At 60.7% G+C, this 14405-nt stretch carries 18 protein-coding genes, 1 tRNA gene and 2 pseudogenes; 4 read left to right on the top strand and 17 right to left on the bottom strand.

Going from position 1 to position 14405, the window contains the following annotated elements; translation table 11 throughout:
• Positions 1–74: 74 nt before the first annotated feature.
• Positions 75–257, bottom strand: a pseudogene (locus AC0NIE_RS03030) (adenylate/guanylate cyclase domain-containing protein); the annotation flags it as partial.
• 337 nt (positions 258–594) lie between these two features.
• Complete coding sequence (locus AC0NIE_RS03035; RefSeq protein ID WP_473489826.1) at positions 595–1188, bottom strand: tyrosine-type recombinase/integrase; 594 nt, start codon at positions 1186–1188, stop codon at positions 595–597.
• 355 nt (positions 1189–1543) lie between these two features.
• Here AC0NIE_RS03035 and AC0NIE_RS03040 point away from each other — a divergent pair, with 355 nt between their 5' ends.
• On the top strand, positions 1544–1981 hold the full coding sequence (locus AC0NIE_RS03040) for a VOC family protein (protein WP_473489827.1): 438 nt from the start codon (positions 1544–1546) through the stop codon (positions 1979–1981).
• A gap of 337 nt (positions 1982–2318) precedes the next feature.
• Here AC0NIE_RS03040 and AC0NIE_RS03045 read toward each other — a convergent pair whose 3' ends face one another.
• Positions 2319–3008, bottom strand: coding sequence for a gamma-glutamylcyclotransferase (locus AC0NIE_RS03045; RefSeq protein WP_473489829.1), 690 nt, complete (start codon positions 3006–3008; stop codon positions 2319–2321).
• Positions 3009–3309: 301 nt separating this feature from the next.
• Between AC0NIE_RS03045 and AC0NIE_RS03050 the strand changes: the two genes are divergently transcribed.
• Positions 3310–4104 carry a methyltransferase domain-containing protein gene (locus AC0NIE_RS03050; protein WP_474045892.1) on the top strand — a complete coding sequence of 265 codons (795 nt, stop codon included), beginning with the start codon at positions 3310–3312 and terminating at the stop codon, positions 4102–4104.
• Between the two features lie 154 nt (positions 4105–4258).
• Here the strand turns inward: AC0NIE_RS03050 and AC0NIE_RS03055 are convergent, their stop codons facing one another.
• Complete coding sequence (locus AC0NIE_RS03055) at positions 4259–4396, bottom strand: hypothetical protein (protein WP_473488455.1); 138 nt, start codon at positions 4394–4396, stop codon at positions 4259–4261.
• Positions 4397–4533: 137 nt separating this feature from the next.
• Here AC0NIE_RS03055 and AC0NIE_RS03060 point away from each other — a divergent pair, with 137 nt between their 5' ends.
• A complete protein-coding gene (locus tag AC0NIE_RS03060) occupies positions 4534–4800 on the top strand; it encodes a BrnA antitoxin family protein (RefSeq protein ID WP_473488454.1) in 267 nt (88 codons plus the stop codon).
• A 421-nt stretch (positions 4801–5221) separates the two neighbouring features.
• Here the strand turns inward: AC0NIE_RS03060 and AC0NIE_RS03065 are convergent, their stop codons facing one another.
• Both AC0NIE_RS03065 and AC0NIE_RS03070 read right to left on the bottom strand, forming a co-directional pair.
• Positions 5222–5806 (bottom strand): terminase small subunit, encoded by a 585-nt coding sequence (locus tag AC0NIE_RS03065; protein ID WP_473488453.1) that lies wholly within the window; start codon positions 5804–5806, stop codon positions 5222–5224.
• A gap of 280 nt (positions 5807–6086) precedes the next feature.
• Positions 6087–6929: a class I SAM-dependent methyltransferase gene (locus tag AC0NIE_RS03070; protein WP_473488452.1), complete on the bottom strand. Its 843-nt coding sequence runs from the start codon at positions 6927–6929 to the stop codon at positions 6087–6089.
• Between the two features lie 178 nt (positions 6930–7107).
• Here AC0NIE_RS03070 and AC0NIE_RS03075 point away from each other — a divergent pair.
• Positions 7108–7218, top strand: a pseudogene (locus AC0NIE_RS03075) (ribonuclease activity regulator RraA); the annotation flags it as partial.
• 810 nt (positions 7219–8028) lie between these two features.
• On the opposite strand, the gene AC0NIE_RS03080 reads toward AC0NIE_RS03075, so the two are convergent.
• The 11 genes from AC0NIE_RS03080 to AC0NIE_RS03130 all read right to left on the bottom strand — a co-directional run bounded on the left by AC0NIE_RS03080 (position 8029) and on the right by AC0NIE_RS03130 (position 14345).
• On the bottom strand, positions 8029–8862 hold the full coding sequence (locus AC0NIE_RS03080) for an AAA family ATPase (RefSeq protein ID WP_473488451.1): 834 nt from the start codon (positions 8860–8862) through the stop codon (positions 8029–8031).
• 70 nt (positions 8863–8932) lie between these two features.
• Complete coding sequence (locus tag AC0NIE_RS03085; protein ID WP_473488450.1) at positions 8933–9268, bottom strand: hypothetical protein; 336 nt, start codon at positions 9266–9268, stop codon at positions 8933–8935.
• Positions 9265–9567, bottom strand: a complete 303-nt coding sequence (locus AC0NIE_RS03090; protein WP_473488449.1) for a DUF6074 family protein — start codon at positions 9565–9567, stop codon at positions 9265–9267. The genes AC0NIE_RS03085 and AC0NIE_RS03090 overlap by 4 nt, the downstream gene beginning before the upstream one ends.
• An 80-nt stretch (positions 9568–9647) precedes the next feature.
• A complete protein-coding gene (locus tag AC0NIE_RS03095) occupies positions 9648–10196 on the bottom strand; it encodes a hypothetical protein (RefSeq protein ID WP_473488448.1) in 549 nt (182 codons plus the stop codon).
• Positions 10193–11119: a hypothetical protein gene (locus AC0NIE_RS03100; protein ID WP_473488447.1), complete on the bottom strand. Its 927-nt coding sequence runs from the start codon at positions 11117–11119 to the stop codon at positions 10193–10195. Before AC0NIE_RS03100 ends, AC0NIE_RS03095 begins: the two co-directional genes overlap by 4 nt.
• Complete coding sequence (locus tag AC0NIE_RS03105; protein WP_473488446.1) at positions 11116–11328, bottom strand: hypothetical protein; 213 nt, start codon at positions 11326–11328, stop codon at positions 11116–11118. Before AC0NIE_RS03105 ends, AC0NIE_RS03100 begins: the two co-directional genes overlap by 4 nt.
• The gene (locus AC0NIE_RS03110) at positions 11325–11522 is read right to left on the bottom strand and encodes a helix-turn-helix transcriptional regulator (protein ID WP_473488445.1); all 198 of its coding nucleotides are present in this window, start codon (positions 11520–11522) and stop codon (positions 11325–11327) included. The genes AC0NIE_RS03105 and AC0NIE_RS03110 overlap by 4 nt, the downstream gene beginning before the upstream one ends.
• A gap of 92 nt (positions 11523–11614) precedes the next feature.
• Positions 11615–12427 (bottom strand): hypothetical protein, encoded by an 813-nt coding sequence (locus AC0NIE_RS03115; RefSeq protein WP_473488444.1) that lies wholly within the window; start codon positions 12425–12427, stop codon positions 11615–11617.
• Positions 12428–12450: 23 nt separating this feature from the next.
• Positions 12451–12527 (bottom strand) — tRNA-Arg (locus tag AC0NIE_RS03120).
• Positions 12528–12678: 151 nt separating this feature from the next.
• Complete coding sequence (locus AC0NIE_RS03125; protein WP_473488443.1) at positions 12679–14163, bottom strand: ATP-binding protein; 1485 nt, start codon at positions 14161–14163, stop codon at positions 12679–12681.
• Positions 14160–14345 carry a hypothetical protein gene (locus AC0NIE_RS03130; RefSeq protein ID WP_473488442.1) on the bottom strand — a complete coding sequence of 62 codons (186 nt, stop codon included), beginning with the start codon at positions 14343–14345 and terminating at the stop codon, positions 14160–14162. Before AC0NIE_RS03130 ends, AC0NIE_RS03125 begins: the two co-directional genes overlap by 4 nt.
• Between the last annotated feature and the right edge of the window lie 60 nt (positions 14346–14405).

A 14405-nucleotide genomic window follows, 5' to 3' on the forward strand; every position in this document is an offset into this window, starting at 1 on the left:
AGCACCGGTCATTGCTCATCCTTGAGCGAATGGCTGCAGAAGGTGCAAGACCGGACACTCGCCCGGGCCTGTAATTACACCAGGCCGGCCTTGCGAAGCCCGTCCACGACTAGCTCGAAATCGTCGGGGTTCTTGTAGGGCAACACTTTGCGGCGGTGTTCAAGAGAATAATCAGGGTTGACGCGGAATACTTCCTGCCACTCATGTCGGGCTTCTTCGCAGCGCCCCAGATGGCCGTAGCTCGCCGCCAGGAACGCGGCGAAGCGCCGGACATGACGAACGTAATCCTGCTGCGTATGCGGTCCCAGGCCCCGCATCAGCATGTCTTGCTGCATGCGCTGGCGAAGTGGCGTGATCGGAGCGTCGGTCGACAAGGTAGCCATGGCAAGTTCCTCTCGTTGAAGGGAACTCCATGGTCGGATCGCGGTCTCTACCCGCTCAAGGCCTATGAATACCGCGCCATCTCAGAATCAGGCGCCCCTCCCGCGAAGCGGGTTCGTGCTTGAGGCGCATTGCTGCCATTCGCAACGCGGACAATGAAGGTCCCCGATGGGTCACGGAGCGCCGCTTCGGGTAGCGCCGCTCCGTGACGGCTTACAATTCGACCTGTTCGGAAATCGCCAATGCGTCGTCCACTTCGATGCCGAGGTAGCGGACGGTGCTTTCAAGCTTGGTATGCCCGAGTAGCAGTTGCACGGCGCGAATGTTGCCGGTCTTCTTGTAAATCTGGGAAGCTTTCGTGCGGCGCATCGAATGCGTCCCGTACCGCTTGGGGTCGAGTCCGATGCTCGAAACCCATTTGTCGACAATCCTTCCGTACTGCCTCGTCGACATGTGCGGTTTCTTATGTACGCGGCTTGGGAACAGATAGTCCCTTTCGCTGAGACCGCGACGGATAATCCAAGCAGTAAGTGCGACACGGGTTTGCTCTGCGATCTCGAATTGTACCGGCCGACCTGTCTTCCTCTGAACGATCACGGCTCGATCCCGGGCAGTGCCAGAAAGCGCTACGTCACCGACCGTGATGCTCACCAAGTCACAACCTCTCAGCTTGCTGTCGATGGCGAGATTGAAGAGTGCCAGGTCCCGTATCGCACCTGACACCTGCAGCCGTGTTCGAATGCTCCAGACCTCTCGGGGCTTGAGAGGAGGCTTCTGGCCAACGATGTGGCCTCTGTTCAAGGGCATGGTTCATCTCCCATGCCGCCCTCCGCAGCCTCAGCACTCCCAATGAGCCGGCGAACTGTAGCGCATGCCCTCAGGGTGCTCTGAAGGATTCGATTCTGGTGGCTACCGGCTTCGAACGCTTCGAGGCCAAGGCTCAACAATGGGCGAGCTCGCGCCATGAGCTGCCGTTCGTCGCGTGACAGCTGGTGTCGACCCGAAGCAGAGTCCGATCCGGTGCATAATTCAAAAAATGTTGAACCGGAAGGTACTACCGGAACATTGACGGCAGCGAGTTCACTCAGCGCGAGGGCCAGGCGGCGACTGGGCTGAAGACTACTTGCGGCCGTGCTATCATGCGAGCGTATGAGGAGGACCAATGAAACCTCAGATCGACGTGATCACGCTGGCCGTTGAGAACTTGGAGCGGGCGCTTGCCTTCTACCGGGCGCTTGGGCTCGAGTCGCGCGGTGTGACAGCAACTGAATTCGCTGGCGACGACACCCACCCCGCGGGCGCAATAGTCATGTTTCGCCTCAACGGGGGGCAGATCCTCGCCCTCTATCCGCGCAGCGAACTCGCGAAAGACGCAGGCATCACGCAGGGGCCAGCGCAGAGCGGCGAGTTCAGTCTCGGTCACATTGTCGCGACTCGCGACGAGGTAGACGCGCTTTTGGCCAAAGCCGAGGCGGCGGGGGCGCCCGTCACCGCCCTACACGACCGGCCCTGGGGCATCTACTCCGGCTACTTCCGCGACCTCGACGGACACCTGTGGGAAATCATCCACAACCCGAGCAGCACCGACGCCAGCACCTGATCGGCTATATCGAGTCCAAAGAGGGTGCCAGTCGAGACCACATTCGCACCGCACTTGCGCACATGCCACGACAACCAAGCTACGGTGTCCGCTTCCCACCCCAGCCAGACCTTCGACGCTCATTTCGGGCGTTCTGCGGCTCAGGTGTTTTTGAACCAGCGGGACGCGCCATTTGCCGACCTTAATTGCGTTTCTCCAAACCTGCCGTTCGCGCTACAGCCTGATACGACCCTTACCGGACGGCTAGTGGTTGCTCTTCTCTTCCGTGAACGTGGTGATTGCGCTGCTTTTCAACGCGCAACTCCGGCCGGGTCGGGGAGGTCCGCCAGCGGCCCTATCACGGATGCAATGAAACAAGCTTGTTCGCGACAAGCGACTGCAAGCGCCACAAATTGCGATCCCGAATTCCTAAAGCCTCCAATTGCGAGATTGTGTTGTAAAGATATTCGGCGCATGACCCCCCGTGGCCACATGCTTTGGCCAAAATACCCGCCGTCTCATCCGGCGTGAGGCCTCCTACATAATTAGCTCCCTTTCGATCAACCACGAACGCAATGGCGTGGATAAGCCCTTGGGCTGTCTGAACTCGCACCCAACGGGGGGCGTGGGTGAACGGCTTACCGGACGGTCTCACGGGCATTTCGCGCCGGACCAGTTTTCCGAACTGAGCCTCAACGGTATCGTCGGCCAGCCGGTAGACCATCCCCTTGCATTGCCCACCCCCGTCGAGCCCCATCATGAGGCCTGGCTGGTCCACGGTTCCGCGCCAGTCCTTCATCCGAATGCAAAACGAACGGTGCCAACCCCGCACGACGCCCTCACGCTCTTCCACATGTTCCACCGCCGGATTCCAGAGTAGTGAGCCGTAGGCGAAGATCCACACATCCTGTCCTCCGGGACGCGATGCCAGCATCTCCCGAACGGTGGCATTCCACTCAGTTTCGGTATTTCGAACCATATCCGGGGCTGGCCCGGTGTTCTCAATCGCCCGATATGCGCGTGCGACCAAATCTACCGTAAGCGCCATTCGGCGTCTCGCTCTGGGCATGGGACACCTCTCGAAGCCGCTGTGATGTTAACGGACCTGCAATAATACTTTCGTGGCCAACGTCTGAAAACCACCCGATTGCGACGCTGGTTCTTCGAATGGGTTCCATTCGCCCGCCGCTGGCAGGCTTGTTCGCGCCAATAGCCGAAGTTCCTGAGATCGAGCATCATGACCACATCGCCGCGAGCCGGCTGAGGGGAGGCGGATATGATAACGATATGATAATCTAAGATGGTGGCTATGCCTGTCGCGCTGGCGCTATTTAGGGAGGTCAAACCAAATGAGCGGTGGGCTGCAATTTGACGAAGAGACCAGCCGAAAGGTCGAGGCGCTCTATCTAACCCCGGACGTGGTCGCACAGCGGTGCCAAGTGTTAAAGGCTCTGCAGCTGAGGGAGGGTGAACGGGTTCTCGATATCGGTTCCGGCCCCGGACTCCTGGCCTATGACATGGCAGCTTCAGTCGGGCGTGACGGCCGTGTGTGCGGCATTGATATCAGCGAAGACATGCTAGCCATGTCGAGAAAGCGCTGCGCCGACCTGCCTTGGACCGAATACCAGCGGGCAAATGCAACCAACCTACCGTATCCGGATAGTAGTTTCGATGCCGCAGTGTCGACTCAGGTCTACGAATATGTTGCGGATATTCCGGCAGCCCTTGCGGAGCTTTATCGGGTAACGTGTCCGGGCGGTCGCGTGGTCGTTCTGGACACGGATTACAGGTCGTTGGTGATTCACACGGAGGACGAGGCGCGCATGGGGCGGGTGTTATCGGCCTGGGAAGAACATTTCGTACACGCCGGGCTACCCCGCATCTTGTCAGGGCACCTCCGCGACGCCGGTTTCACGATCCGACAGCGCAACGTGATCCCGATGTTCAATCCCGAATACCACGATAACACCTACGGCAAGCGTGCGCTGGGTATCATGGCGTCGTTTGCGGTCGGACGCAGAGGCGTGTCCCAGGAGGAAGCAAACGCCTGGCTTGCTGAATTCGCCGAGCTTGGCAAGCAGGGGAAGTTCTTCTTCAGCCTCAATCGTTACCTCTTTGTTGCCGACAAAGTTGCGGCTGCGTGACTGGGACAGTTCAAGTGGAATCGCAATGTCACGGTAGGGTCATCAGTGCTGGTTGCCGCGAAGGTCAGCTATCGGGCAGCAAAATAAGCTGATGAAGGGCCGTTCAGGGTCACAACCTGCCGTTTGCCAGATTGTTGGTACAACCTGCGGTCACTCAAAAAGTGACCACCTGGCCTTCCTTGTTCTTGATCTTGTACAGGTGCCGCAGCCGCCAGTGCGGGTCCTTGCAGGCCTCGATCAACTGGTCCGGCCGCATCTGGTCGATCGGCGGAAACACCAGCGGCGCGTTCATGACGGCCACCCCCACATGTGGGGGTAAGTCAGATAGTCAGTTTGCAACCGACCGCGCGACGATAGGAAACCGACTTTGCGCGTCACTACACGGCGCGCTATCGTAACTACGCTGTAACTACGCCCAGGAGCCTCGCCATGGCCTTCAAATATGTGCCAAAGGACCCCGCACTGGCCGCATTCACCAAGCCCGCGGCGCCACCGCGCGCGCAGCCAACCCCACCACCAGCGCCCTCCCCGCGGCCGGCCAAGCCACCACCGGCGCCACAAGTACCGATCCTGCCGCTCAAAAAGGCCATCACGCTGCGCCTCGACGACGACATCATCGCTGCCTTCCGCGCAACAGGCCCAGGCTGGCAAACCCGCATCAACCAAACACTGCGCGCCGCTGTTTCCAGACTGTGACCACCCGCATAGGGGAGGTAATCGACATAGAACCTGTATAATTGCCCGGGCCGTTTGGGAAAACGATTTTCGACCGCCCGAGCATTCCATCGGGTTTCTGCAACCGGGAAGTCATATGGAGTCCCACGGTGGGTGGTACTTCCGTTTGAAGCCTACCCCCCCACCTCGGACCGAAACGCCAATCCAAGAGACAAACCAGTCCGAAGGACGCCGTTTCTCTTCGCTCGCCGCAGCACATGCCTCTGTCCTTCGCAACCAACACGCAATGTGCTCAATGCCATGTGCCATATGAGGGTGCGCGTTTGCCTTTGCCGGCCGCTACACCTATCTTCCCGCCCGGCGAAGGCTCCTGCGCAGGCTGGATCGAGGCTTCTTCGGAAACATCCCCAGGCATCCCAAGGGAGCCTTTGCCGCCTGCGCGTCATGCATCCCCCTCGTTCTGGTCCTCGGGCTGGTGCTCGATGGCTGGCCTGATCGCCTGCCCTGCGATCTGCTCGTACAGCTGGCGAAGCGGGCTCTCTGTGCTCATGCTCACCCGCTCCTTGAAAGCGCCAATTGCGACGTGCTTGCCGAGTAGTTCGACGCGCCTGACGCGGTCGCTGAACATGACCTCCTTCGTTACGCCGACCTTCGCCTTTCGGCCGTCTGCGCCTGTCTCCCACAACTCATTGACCTTGATGCCGGCGATCAGTCCGCGCCTGAAGGGCAGCGGCCAGGTCTCGACCGGCCTGAGCGTGCCATCGGCTTCGAACAGATCGGCGACATCAGCCTGCACTTCCTCGACCAAGCGCGCCAGAACGAAGTCTGCATCAATGTCCATCCTCTGGTTCCGCTCGGCTTGAAGCTCGATTACGCGCGCGAGGACTGAAGTTTTCTTCAGCAAGGCTATGCCCTGCTGGGATGCGGTTCGAGGTGAGAAGCCGGCAGCCTTGGCCGCACGTGTTGCGTTGAGGTCGACCACATATTGCCTGGCGAAAGCGTCCTGCTTGTCGGTCAGCCGGCCCATTGGCTTTCGAAGCTGATTATGTGTTTGCATCGTCCGGACCTTTCTGCAGGCGGTGAATGGGCGCACAGGCAGTATACTGCCTGATGCAAATTGGTTCGAGGTTACTTCGACTCGGCGCGATAGAACCGACGCCATCCACCTCCACCGCTATCAGGGTCAAACCTCAATCGGCTGGCCGCCACCAATGACCGAGATGGGCGGAACTTTGCGGTTCGGCTCAGCAGCTTTCCAAAAAGGCTGCAGCTCTTGCTGAACGCGGACCTTGGGGTTGGATCATGCTTTAGGCACGTGCCGTCACGATCCAGCTCGCCGAATCCAGGCGCACGACACCGTTTACGTTGACATGCGGCCGCAACGCCTCGCGTACCTCATCGATTACAAGCGCCCGCTTCTCGGGATGTTCGCGCAAGGCACGGCCGAGAGGCCCCAACTTAAGGCTCACGGTCAAAGTCTGTTCCAGGTCCCCGCTACCGATTTTTCGATCATACTGGGCCAGCTCGATGTCGCGGAAGCCGGCACTGGACAGGATGTGGCGCACGCGAGCCGGGTCGGCGAAGGCGAAAGGGCCAGGCTCACCGGGCGTAGGCGGCGGCGCAGGCGGAAGATGCGCCGCAGCGGCCGTGTACGGCAGCGTGATGAAGACGTTTTCGGCGGGCGTGCGCCAACACACGAACGCCAACCGGCCACCCGACTTCAGCGTCCACCGGACGTTGGCGAAGGCCGTCGGCGGGTCGGCGAAGAACATTACGCCGAAGCGCGAGAAAACTGCTTCGAAGGTCGCCGGCGCGAAGGCGTAGGTCTGGGCGTCGGCCTCGGCGAACGACACGTTGGCGGCGCCGAACTCGGCAGCGCGCCGGCGGGCCAAATCAAGCAACGGCCGCGAGATATCGAGTCCCATGACCGCGCCGCTGTGACCCACGGCTTGCCCCAACGCCAAGCTCGTCTGGCCGGAGCCGCAGCCCACATCGACTATGCGCTCACCCGCCGCGGGAGCGAGAGCCTCCATCGCCCTCAAACCATGAGGCTCCAGCTGGGCGTCGATCTGCTCCTGCAAGGCCGCCCAGGTCTCGCCGGCTTCGGCGTTCCAATAGGCGATCTGGCCGGCATTGTCGGTTTCAGGCAAGACCCAATCCTCCAGATGCTCCCTCACGGCGATCGACCCAAATGACCGCCTGGCATATTTTTGCCGTTGCCGATTGCCATCCACAATATCGCATGTCCAAGCAAGCAGCCAATGGCGGATTGTACGACGAGCCAGGCTCAAGCAATACCTTTCTTCGCCGCCTCGTTAGGTACCGGCGGAGGCCGTCGAGCAAGAGTAGATCGAAGAGTGGATGACGGATGAGGTCAGTCGTGGCGCCGCATTACCGGGGCTCTATCCCATGAATGCGGAATCCAAAGCGCGCTACGCCTACAGGCCGGTGCATTTAGTCAAGCACACGACCGTTCTGCGGGGTGTAGTTCGGCTGCGTTTACGGCCGCTTTGGCGACGTCGGTTCGTTCGTCACGTCGAGGTGAACGGCAGGGTTCTTCCCTTCTCAGACGTTCTATCTCGGCGTCGCCAAGAGCCGGGACGGGTCATGGGCGTGACCTTCAACCGAGGGTGAGTGAACTTCCGCAAAGGGTCGATACACGACAGTCCCAATGGCGATCCCGTAGGTCCGGAGGTGGCGCCACTTGCTCGTCCCATGGCTGAGACGAACGGCAACTTCCCAACCCTCTCGGCCATAGGCGACAGCCAGTCTGGTTGAGTTGGGCTTATGACGCGGGCCTGCGTGCGAGGGAGGCGCGCAACGCTTTGGCACGCTTAATGGCTCGCATGGCATCCGGCGCCGAGAGCTTGAACAGTGTCATAAGGGTCGGCAAGGTATTTTCTACGCTTCCGACAGGCTGCTTTGAGAGCCAGTGGGCGGCCCGTTCGAGTGGCGTGATCGGCGAGGCTGTGATCACCGGCATAATGTGTCCTCCTGGCTTCGCCTATCAAGACCTGTCGCGCGGTCGGAGCGCAAGACCGACAAGACCGGACAATCCGTTTTGTCGGACGGCTCTGCCGGCCCTTCCCGTCGGCGCCATTGCGCCATTGGTGCGCCATCGGGAAATACAATTGGCGCATCTTAATGCGCCATTGAATTTCCTTAGGGCACCTTCATCAATGGCGCACCTCGATTTGCGCCAATGGTGCGCCATCAAATTTTACCAATGGCGCAGGGCCAGAACGCACTTCAATTGACCTTTCCCGGTCGTTTCATGTCATCGACGTGGAGCCCTTCGCGATCCTTCCGATCGACAGGGCTATGGTATGTTTCCTTGAGGAGCAGGCCATTTTTGACCCATGTGGCGATGATGTCACGGCATTGCTTCTCCGTTTTCTTCGCGGTGTGCTTCTGCACCACTTTCCAAGCGGCGCGGGCCTTGGCAGCGCCGCCGTCGGAGTACCGTTCGCCGTCCGGCATGCCTACTTCGATCTGGTTGAGGATTCGGTTCACCAGATCGTCGGTCAGTCCGTCCCATGTTTCGGGCGGGGTCCATGGCTTGACGGTCTGCACATTGTCGCCGTCGGGATAGAGGTCGTTGCTGTTGCCAAGGGCAACGCCGACTAACTGAAACCACTTCGCAGCGGTAGCAGGTCGGCTAATATTCACCTTGCCGCTGTCCATCCGGATGTAAAGCCGCCGGTCGGCAGGGGCCACCCCGAACCTCTCGGCCTCTTCGTCGCTCATTGTCGTGAGCGTATAGACAAGGCGAGCGCCATCCTTGATGGCGCTCGCGCCGCGTCCCCGATCCGCATTGCCGGGGTTGGCGCCGCCCTTTGCGGTATGGTGCGGCACATCAACGGCGATATTCATTTCGATTGCGAGGTTGGCGAGGAACTCGATCACCTGGTCCATCTGGTTGTTGTCGTTTTCAGTAAGGCCGTGGGTCTTCACGAACGGGTCCAAGCAGACAAAGTCGATCCTGCGGTGCTTGTTCTGGGCGAGCGGCAACGTAGCGCCCTTGCCGCGGAGGGTAATGTAGTCCCTTTGCGCGTCACAGGCGATTTCTGGATTGTCGGCCACGCGATGATAGTTCTTGTCTGTGGCGGTCGGGCATTGCCGAAGCCCAATCATCTTGCTGTCGAGCAGCGCTTCAACGTGTCGACGGTCGCAATCGCTTTGAGGCCTGCCGCCGCGCTGACGTCGAGCCGACATTCGAGCGGTTGAACGGCGTCGACATCGCCGCGCTGATCTTGGCCGAGAATGTCGAGCGCCGGAACCTGTCGCCGGGGCAGCGCGCGATGGCGCGGGCGATGCTTGAACCGAAGGGGAAGGTTGGCCGTCCCAAAAAAGGCGAGGAAAATCCGGCAAATTTGCCGGGTTTCTCGGAGCGTTCCGTCCGCATGGCGCGCTTTGTCCTGCGCACCGAGCCGGAACTGGCGCGGTCGGTCTTGAACGGCGCGGAAACCTTGAACGCCGCCGGCGTCATGCGGCGTTCCCGCCTGGTCGGCTGCCGCGGTAGGTGAGCCGAACGATCTCGGCCTGCACGGCATCCCAGAAGGCGCCGATTTGCTCGTCTTGCTCGATCTCCGGAATGCCAGCACGGGTCATTGAACGGAGCATCGCGTCGGTCACCTGCTCCCGATAGAAAGCGCCCGCCCGGTCAGTTCGTTTGTCCAGCATTTTGGCCGCGACGTCACGGATGCGACCTGTCCTCTTGATCATCGGGAAGACGATCACTTGGTGGGACGAATGCCATGTGAACAGGGGAAGTTCATCGTGCGTCATCGGAGCCTCCGCCGCTGCGCTCAGACATGGTAACTAAGACTGCCCGTTGTGAGCGGTCACTGATGGGGTAAAAACAGGGCTTATCGTCCGGCATGAGCGGACACTCCGTCATCTATGGTCCGCTCAGAACGGGCCATATTTTCAGAATGGTCCGCTGTGGACGGGCCATTGGTCCGCTGTGAGCGGGCCGCTGATTTTTCCAAGAAGTCGATGCCGGGCTCCCACCTCATGAACTCTTTCGTGCCGCCGGTCAGTTCTCGCGCTGGCAGGTCTTGCGGCAACTCAGTCAAACGCCAGCGAGTAGCACGGCCTTGTCTCCGGCCATCCTTGTTGATCTTCCAGCCGAACGAGCCTTTCTGCTGCGGCTTGATGAAGCCCTTGGACTGGAGCCCCCTGAAGGCCTTTTCCACCGCTGTATTGCTGCAACCGAGAAGCGCTTCCGCCTCACGATGCGACAGGGAAATATCGCCGTTGTTCCGACCATTGTAGCGGCGCTTAATTTCCAGATAGAGCGACCGCTCGTAGACCGTTGCCGCCCGCCAAGCTGTGGACTTCATGAACCATTCGTACATCTGGAAGAAATGGCCATCGCTCTCGCCTCGGCCACGCCTGTCGTGTCGCTTGCTCATGGCTCGCTCCTCGGCGCCGGCAGGGCATGCGTAATTTGCTGACGTTCCTTGGCCTGCGTGTGGAGGTCGTCATTAAGCTGATGCGGTTCGAACAGATCGGCGATGTTCGATCGCAGGATATGGGCGATGTTGTCTGGAGACAGCGCCTCGAGTTGGCATGTCTCGCCTTCCCACCGGGCTGTGCGGCTGTCGGTCTTCTTGGGCGGCACGGTCGGAAGCGAGTGACGAAAGACCTGGTCGGCAGTCAGCACAATGCGTCGGAAATCAACCGTGACGTCATTCCAAGGGCGATCCGCCATGACGAAGGCTGAGACGTCCTCAGCGATAACGTCGAACATCGACTTGCCACTCGGATCATAATCGCCCAGGTGCAAGATCACCGTCGGCTTGGCGATAGCGCAGATACGGTCGGCGAGATCCTTTTTCGCCGTCAGGCTGTCGAAGCCGCCCGACGAGTAGGCCTGCACCGAATATTCGCTGCTGACCTTGAACAGCTGGGACAGCATGCCGGCCGCCTCACACCAGACCTCAACATGCAGGTTTTGGTTGGCGAGCAGGTTGCGCCGGTAGTTTTGACCGAGCACCCGGATATGGCGCAGGAAGTCGTCCTGGTCGTCGAAGTGGTCCATGCGGTGGGCGACGACGCCATCATCACGGATGGCATCGAAGGGGATGACACGGCCGCGCCGAGCGTTGCCGATGTGGTCGATCAACTTCGAATAGAACGGCTCGTCCTTGGGGTAGCCGTAGGCGCCGACGAGGCGATAGAACACCTGTCTGATCGTCAGCGGCCAGTGTTGGCGATATTCCTTCAGCACCATGTCGACGGCATCGAGCAGCGCCAGTGTCTTGGTTTGAGGCTGGTAATTGGCGATGTAGCCCTTCGGCCGACCAGTTTTACGGCTTGGCGTAATCTGGGTCATGCGGCACGAGCCAAGATCAAATTAGCCGCGGCGATCGCCTGGCACGCCTCCTTCGTCGACAGGCCGAATCGCTGCCGCAACAAAGGCACGGCCGGCTGATCGCGCTGGCGACGGGGCGTCGTCGCCAGCCAGTTGGCAGCCTCGTCGATCGCGGATGAACTTTCGTGGCAAAGGCCTGTCGTGCCACCGATAGGCAAGGCGGCGTTCATGTGGCCAGCCCGTCGCGCGCGGCGATCTTGCTGGTGAGGAAGGCCTCAACATCCGCCTCGGGCCATCCAACACGGCGCGTGGTCAGCTGGACCGGCTTGGGGAAACGCCCTTCGGATATCTCGGTGTAAAGCGTCCGACGGGACAAGCCAGTGCGGTCCAGCACCTGCTCAATCGGAAGAATACGAGTCAGCATCCAGCTTCGCCTCCTATGCGATGGTGCGCATTAGAGTGTGGAAGGCGTCACGATTGATAGGAATTTGCTCTGCGCGAAATGCAGGTAAAAGTTTATCCTACGTCCGCCCAGCTTGGTAGGGCACCGGCCATTTCAGGTCGTGCGCCCTCTGCCCACAGTCGCTTGATGGCTGCGATCTCGGTCTTTGCGGTCTGGGCGCCGATGTGACTTTTTGTGAGTCTGGCAGCCTTCATGATCGGAGGAACAAGGATGGTGACCAGTTCGGCCGCCGGGCTTAGATGCTCATCGTCGGCCGCATAGGCGGTCGGCTCCTTACCCGTCACTCGCTGATATGTGGCGATGATATCGGCTATCAGAACAAAGCGCGGAAAATCGTTCCGACGGCGAATAGCCTCGGCAGACCCCTTCCTTTCGTTGCCCAGGGCTCGCATCTGAAATTGCGCAAAGAGCCGCAGGGAAAGCAGCGGCTCGGTCAGTTCCGTCAAAATCCCGTTTCTACTTCGAGGAGGCTTCCCTCGAGTCCGATCCATCTTCGCCAGAAACTCGATTGGATCAGCAGCGGTGTAATTGAACTGCGGGTACGCCAGCAATAGTTGCGCGAGCGCAGCCAAATGGCGGTCCAGATTCTCAAAGTATTGCGCTTGATCGGCTCGACGTATTCGCTCGACCTTTCGCCTCAGAAACCGGCGAGCGCACATCTCGAAGGCCTGTTCCGGCCCATAATTTGGGTCGACCGTAATGTCTCGCTGCAGTGCAAGCCATTCGGCCGTCGGCGGGCACAAATCGACCATCCTGGCGACCACGGCCGCATCAAATTTGAACTGTACGGATAGGCTGTCGGCCAGAGCGCCGGTTACGCTTTGTGCCCCTGGTGTGCCCCCGGCGATCGGGTTCTTACCTACCATCCGCCTGCACCCCTTGGGAAATATGGCGCGCCCGAAGAGATTCGAACTCCTGACCCCCAGATTCGTAGTCTGGTGCTCTATCCAGCTGAGCTACGGGCGCGCAACAGGCCATGCTTTGCATGGCCCGCGATCCGATCCTTGACGACCGGCCGCGATGTGACGTGTTCCCTAGCGACTGAATTTCCGAAAAGCAAGCCGATCCGGCAAAAGTTTTGCTGTTGTGCCTTGACGAGGATCGGGCGGGGCAAGGATCAGGCCGGGCGGCGCAGGCCGTTGCGGGCCTGGTCGAGCCGGACCGGCTGGTCCGGAATGGTAACCGCGAATGCGGTGCGGCCACCTCTGCTTTCGACAAGCTCCACCGTGCCGCCATGGGCGCGGATCAATTCATAGGCGATCGCCAGGCCAAGGCCGGTGCCGCCGCTGCGGGCCGAGCCGCGAAACGCCGCGAACAGGTTCTCGCGCGCCTTCGGCGGCAGGCCGGGGCCGGTGTCGGTGACCGTGATGCGGCTGACGCTGCCGACGCGCTCGGCCGACACCTCCAGCCGGCGTACCACCGCACTTTCCGCGTCCGCCGCCATCGCCTGCACGGCGTTGCGGCAAAGATTGGTGAGCACGCGAAAAAGCTGATCGGAATCGGCATCCACCTCGAAAGCCAGATCGACGGCGTTGACGAATTCGATGCCGCCTTCGGTGTCGAGCAGGCCGTGGACGTCGTCGACCAGCTGGCGCAGCCTGAGCCTGCGGCGCGAGGGCGGCGGCTCCTGGGTGCGGCCATAGGCGAGCACACCTTCCGAATAGGATACGGCACGATCGAGCGCCCGCAGCAGTTTCGGCGCGAAGGCCTGCACGGTCGGGTCCTTGACCTGGCGCAGACGGTCCGACATCAGCTGCGCCGACGCCAGGATGTTGCGCATATCATGGTTGATCTTCGACACGGCGAGGCCAAGGTCGGCGAGATGTTTCTGCTCGGAGAGCATCTTTTGCAGCCGCTCCTGCATCTGCGAGAGCTCGCGCTCTGCAACGCCGATCTCGTCGGCGCGGGCGGCAGGGTGGATGATCCGCCCGGGGTCGTCCGGCGCCTCGGAAAAGGCCAGCATCGAGCGCGTCATCGTCCGGATCGGGCCGATCATGATCAGGTCTATGGCTGCATAGACCAGCATGGCGGTGAACAACGAGATCAGCAGCGAGACGAAGGCGACGTTGCGCGAATAGATGAGCATGGCATTGCGCAGGCTGTAGTCGGGCATGATCAGCTCGAATTCCTTGTCGCTGTCGCCGACCGGGCCGAAAACGCGCAGCATCCGCTCGCCGCCGAAAAACAGCGTGTCCAAAGCGCCGGTCATGCCCGCGACCAGGCCGACATTGGCGATGTCGATATGCTCGTCGACCTGCGGCGGCATCTCAGCCACGACCAGAAGCCGCGAGACACCCCCGTCGCGCACGGCGATCGCCTTTGCGCCGATCGCCATCAGCACATCGTTCTGGGCGGCGCGGGACAGCGAGGCGGGCTCTCCCTGCACCAGCACGATCGAGACGGCCGCAGCGGTGCTCAGCCTTTCCTTCAGCCAACTCATCCGGTAGCTGGCGATCCAGGGCAGAAAGATAAGGACCTCGGCCAGGAGCACGAAGACGATGGTGAGCAGCAGGAGCTTGGTCGACAATCCTCGCGACAACGGCACCCTCCGGGCGGCGGTCGTCGCCCGATCGGTCCTTTCATCGGATAGGATTTCACTCATGCTGCTTTTTTCTTCACGATCACTTGATCGAGCGAGATTAGGCTATTTTCGGCTTTTTTGCCAATTTCATCCTTCGTCCCAATACGGGATAAGGCCGCCCAGACTTCAGCCATCGGACTGACGGTGCCGGATGTCGGCGCCGGATTGACTTCCAAAACCCTTCTTTCTATAAGCCCGCTCACGCTCGGGCCATTCGTCCCGGCGCGGTTTCGATCGCGCCAAAACCGGCCGGGCAAAGCTCC

The organism is Mesorhizobium sp. WSM4842, assembly GCF_055901575.1.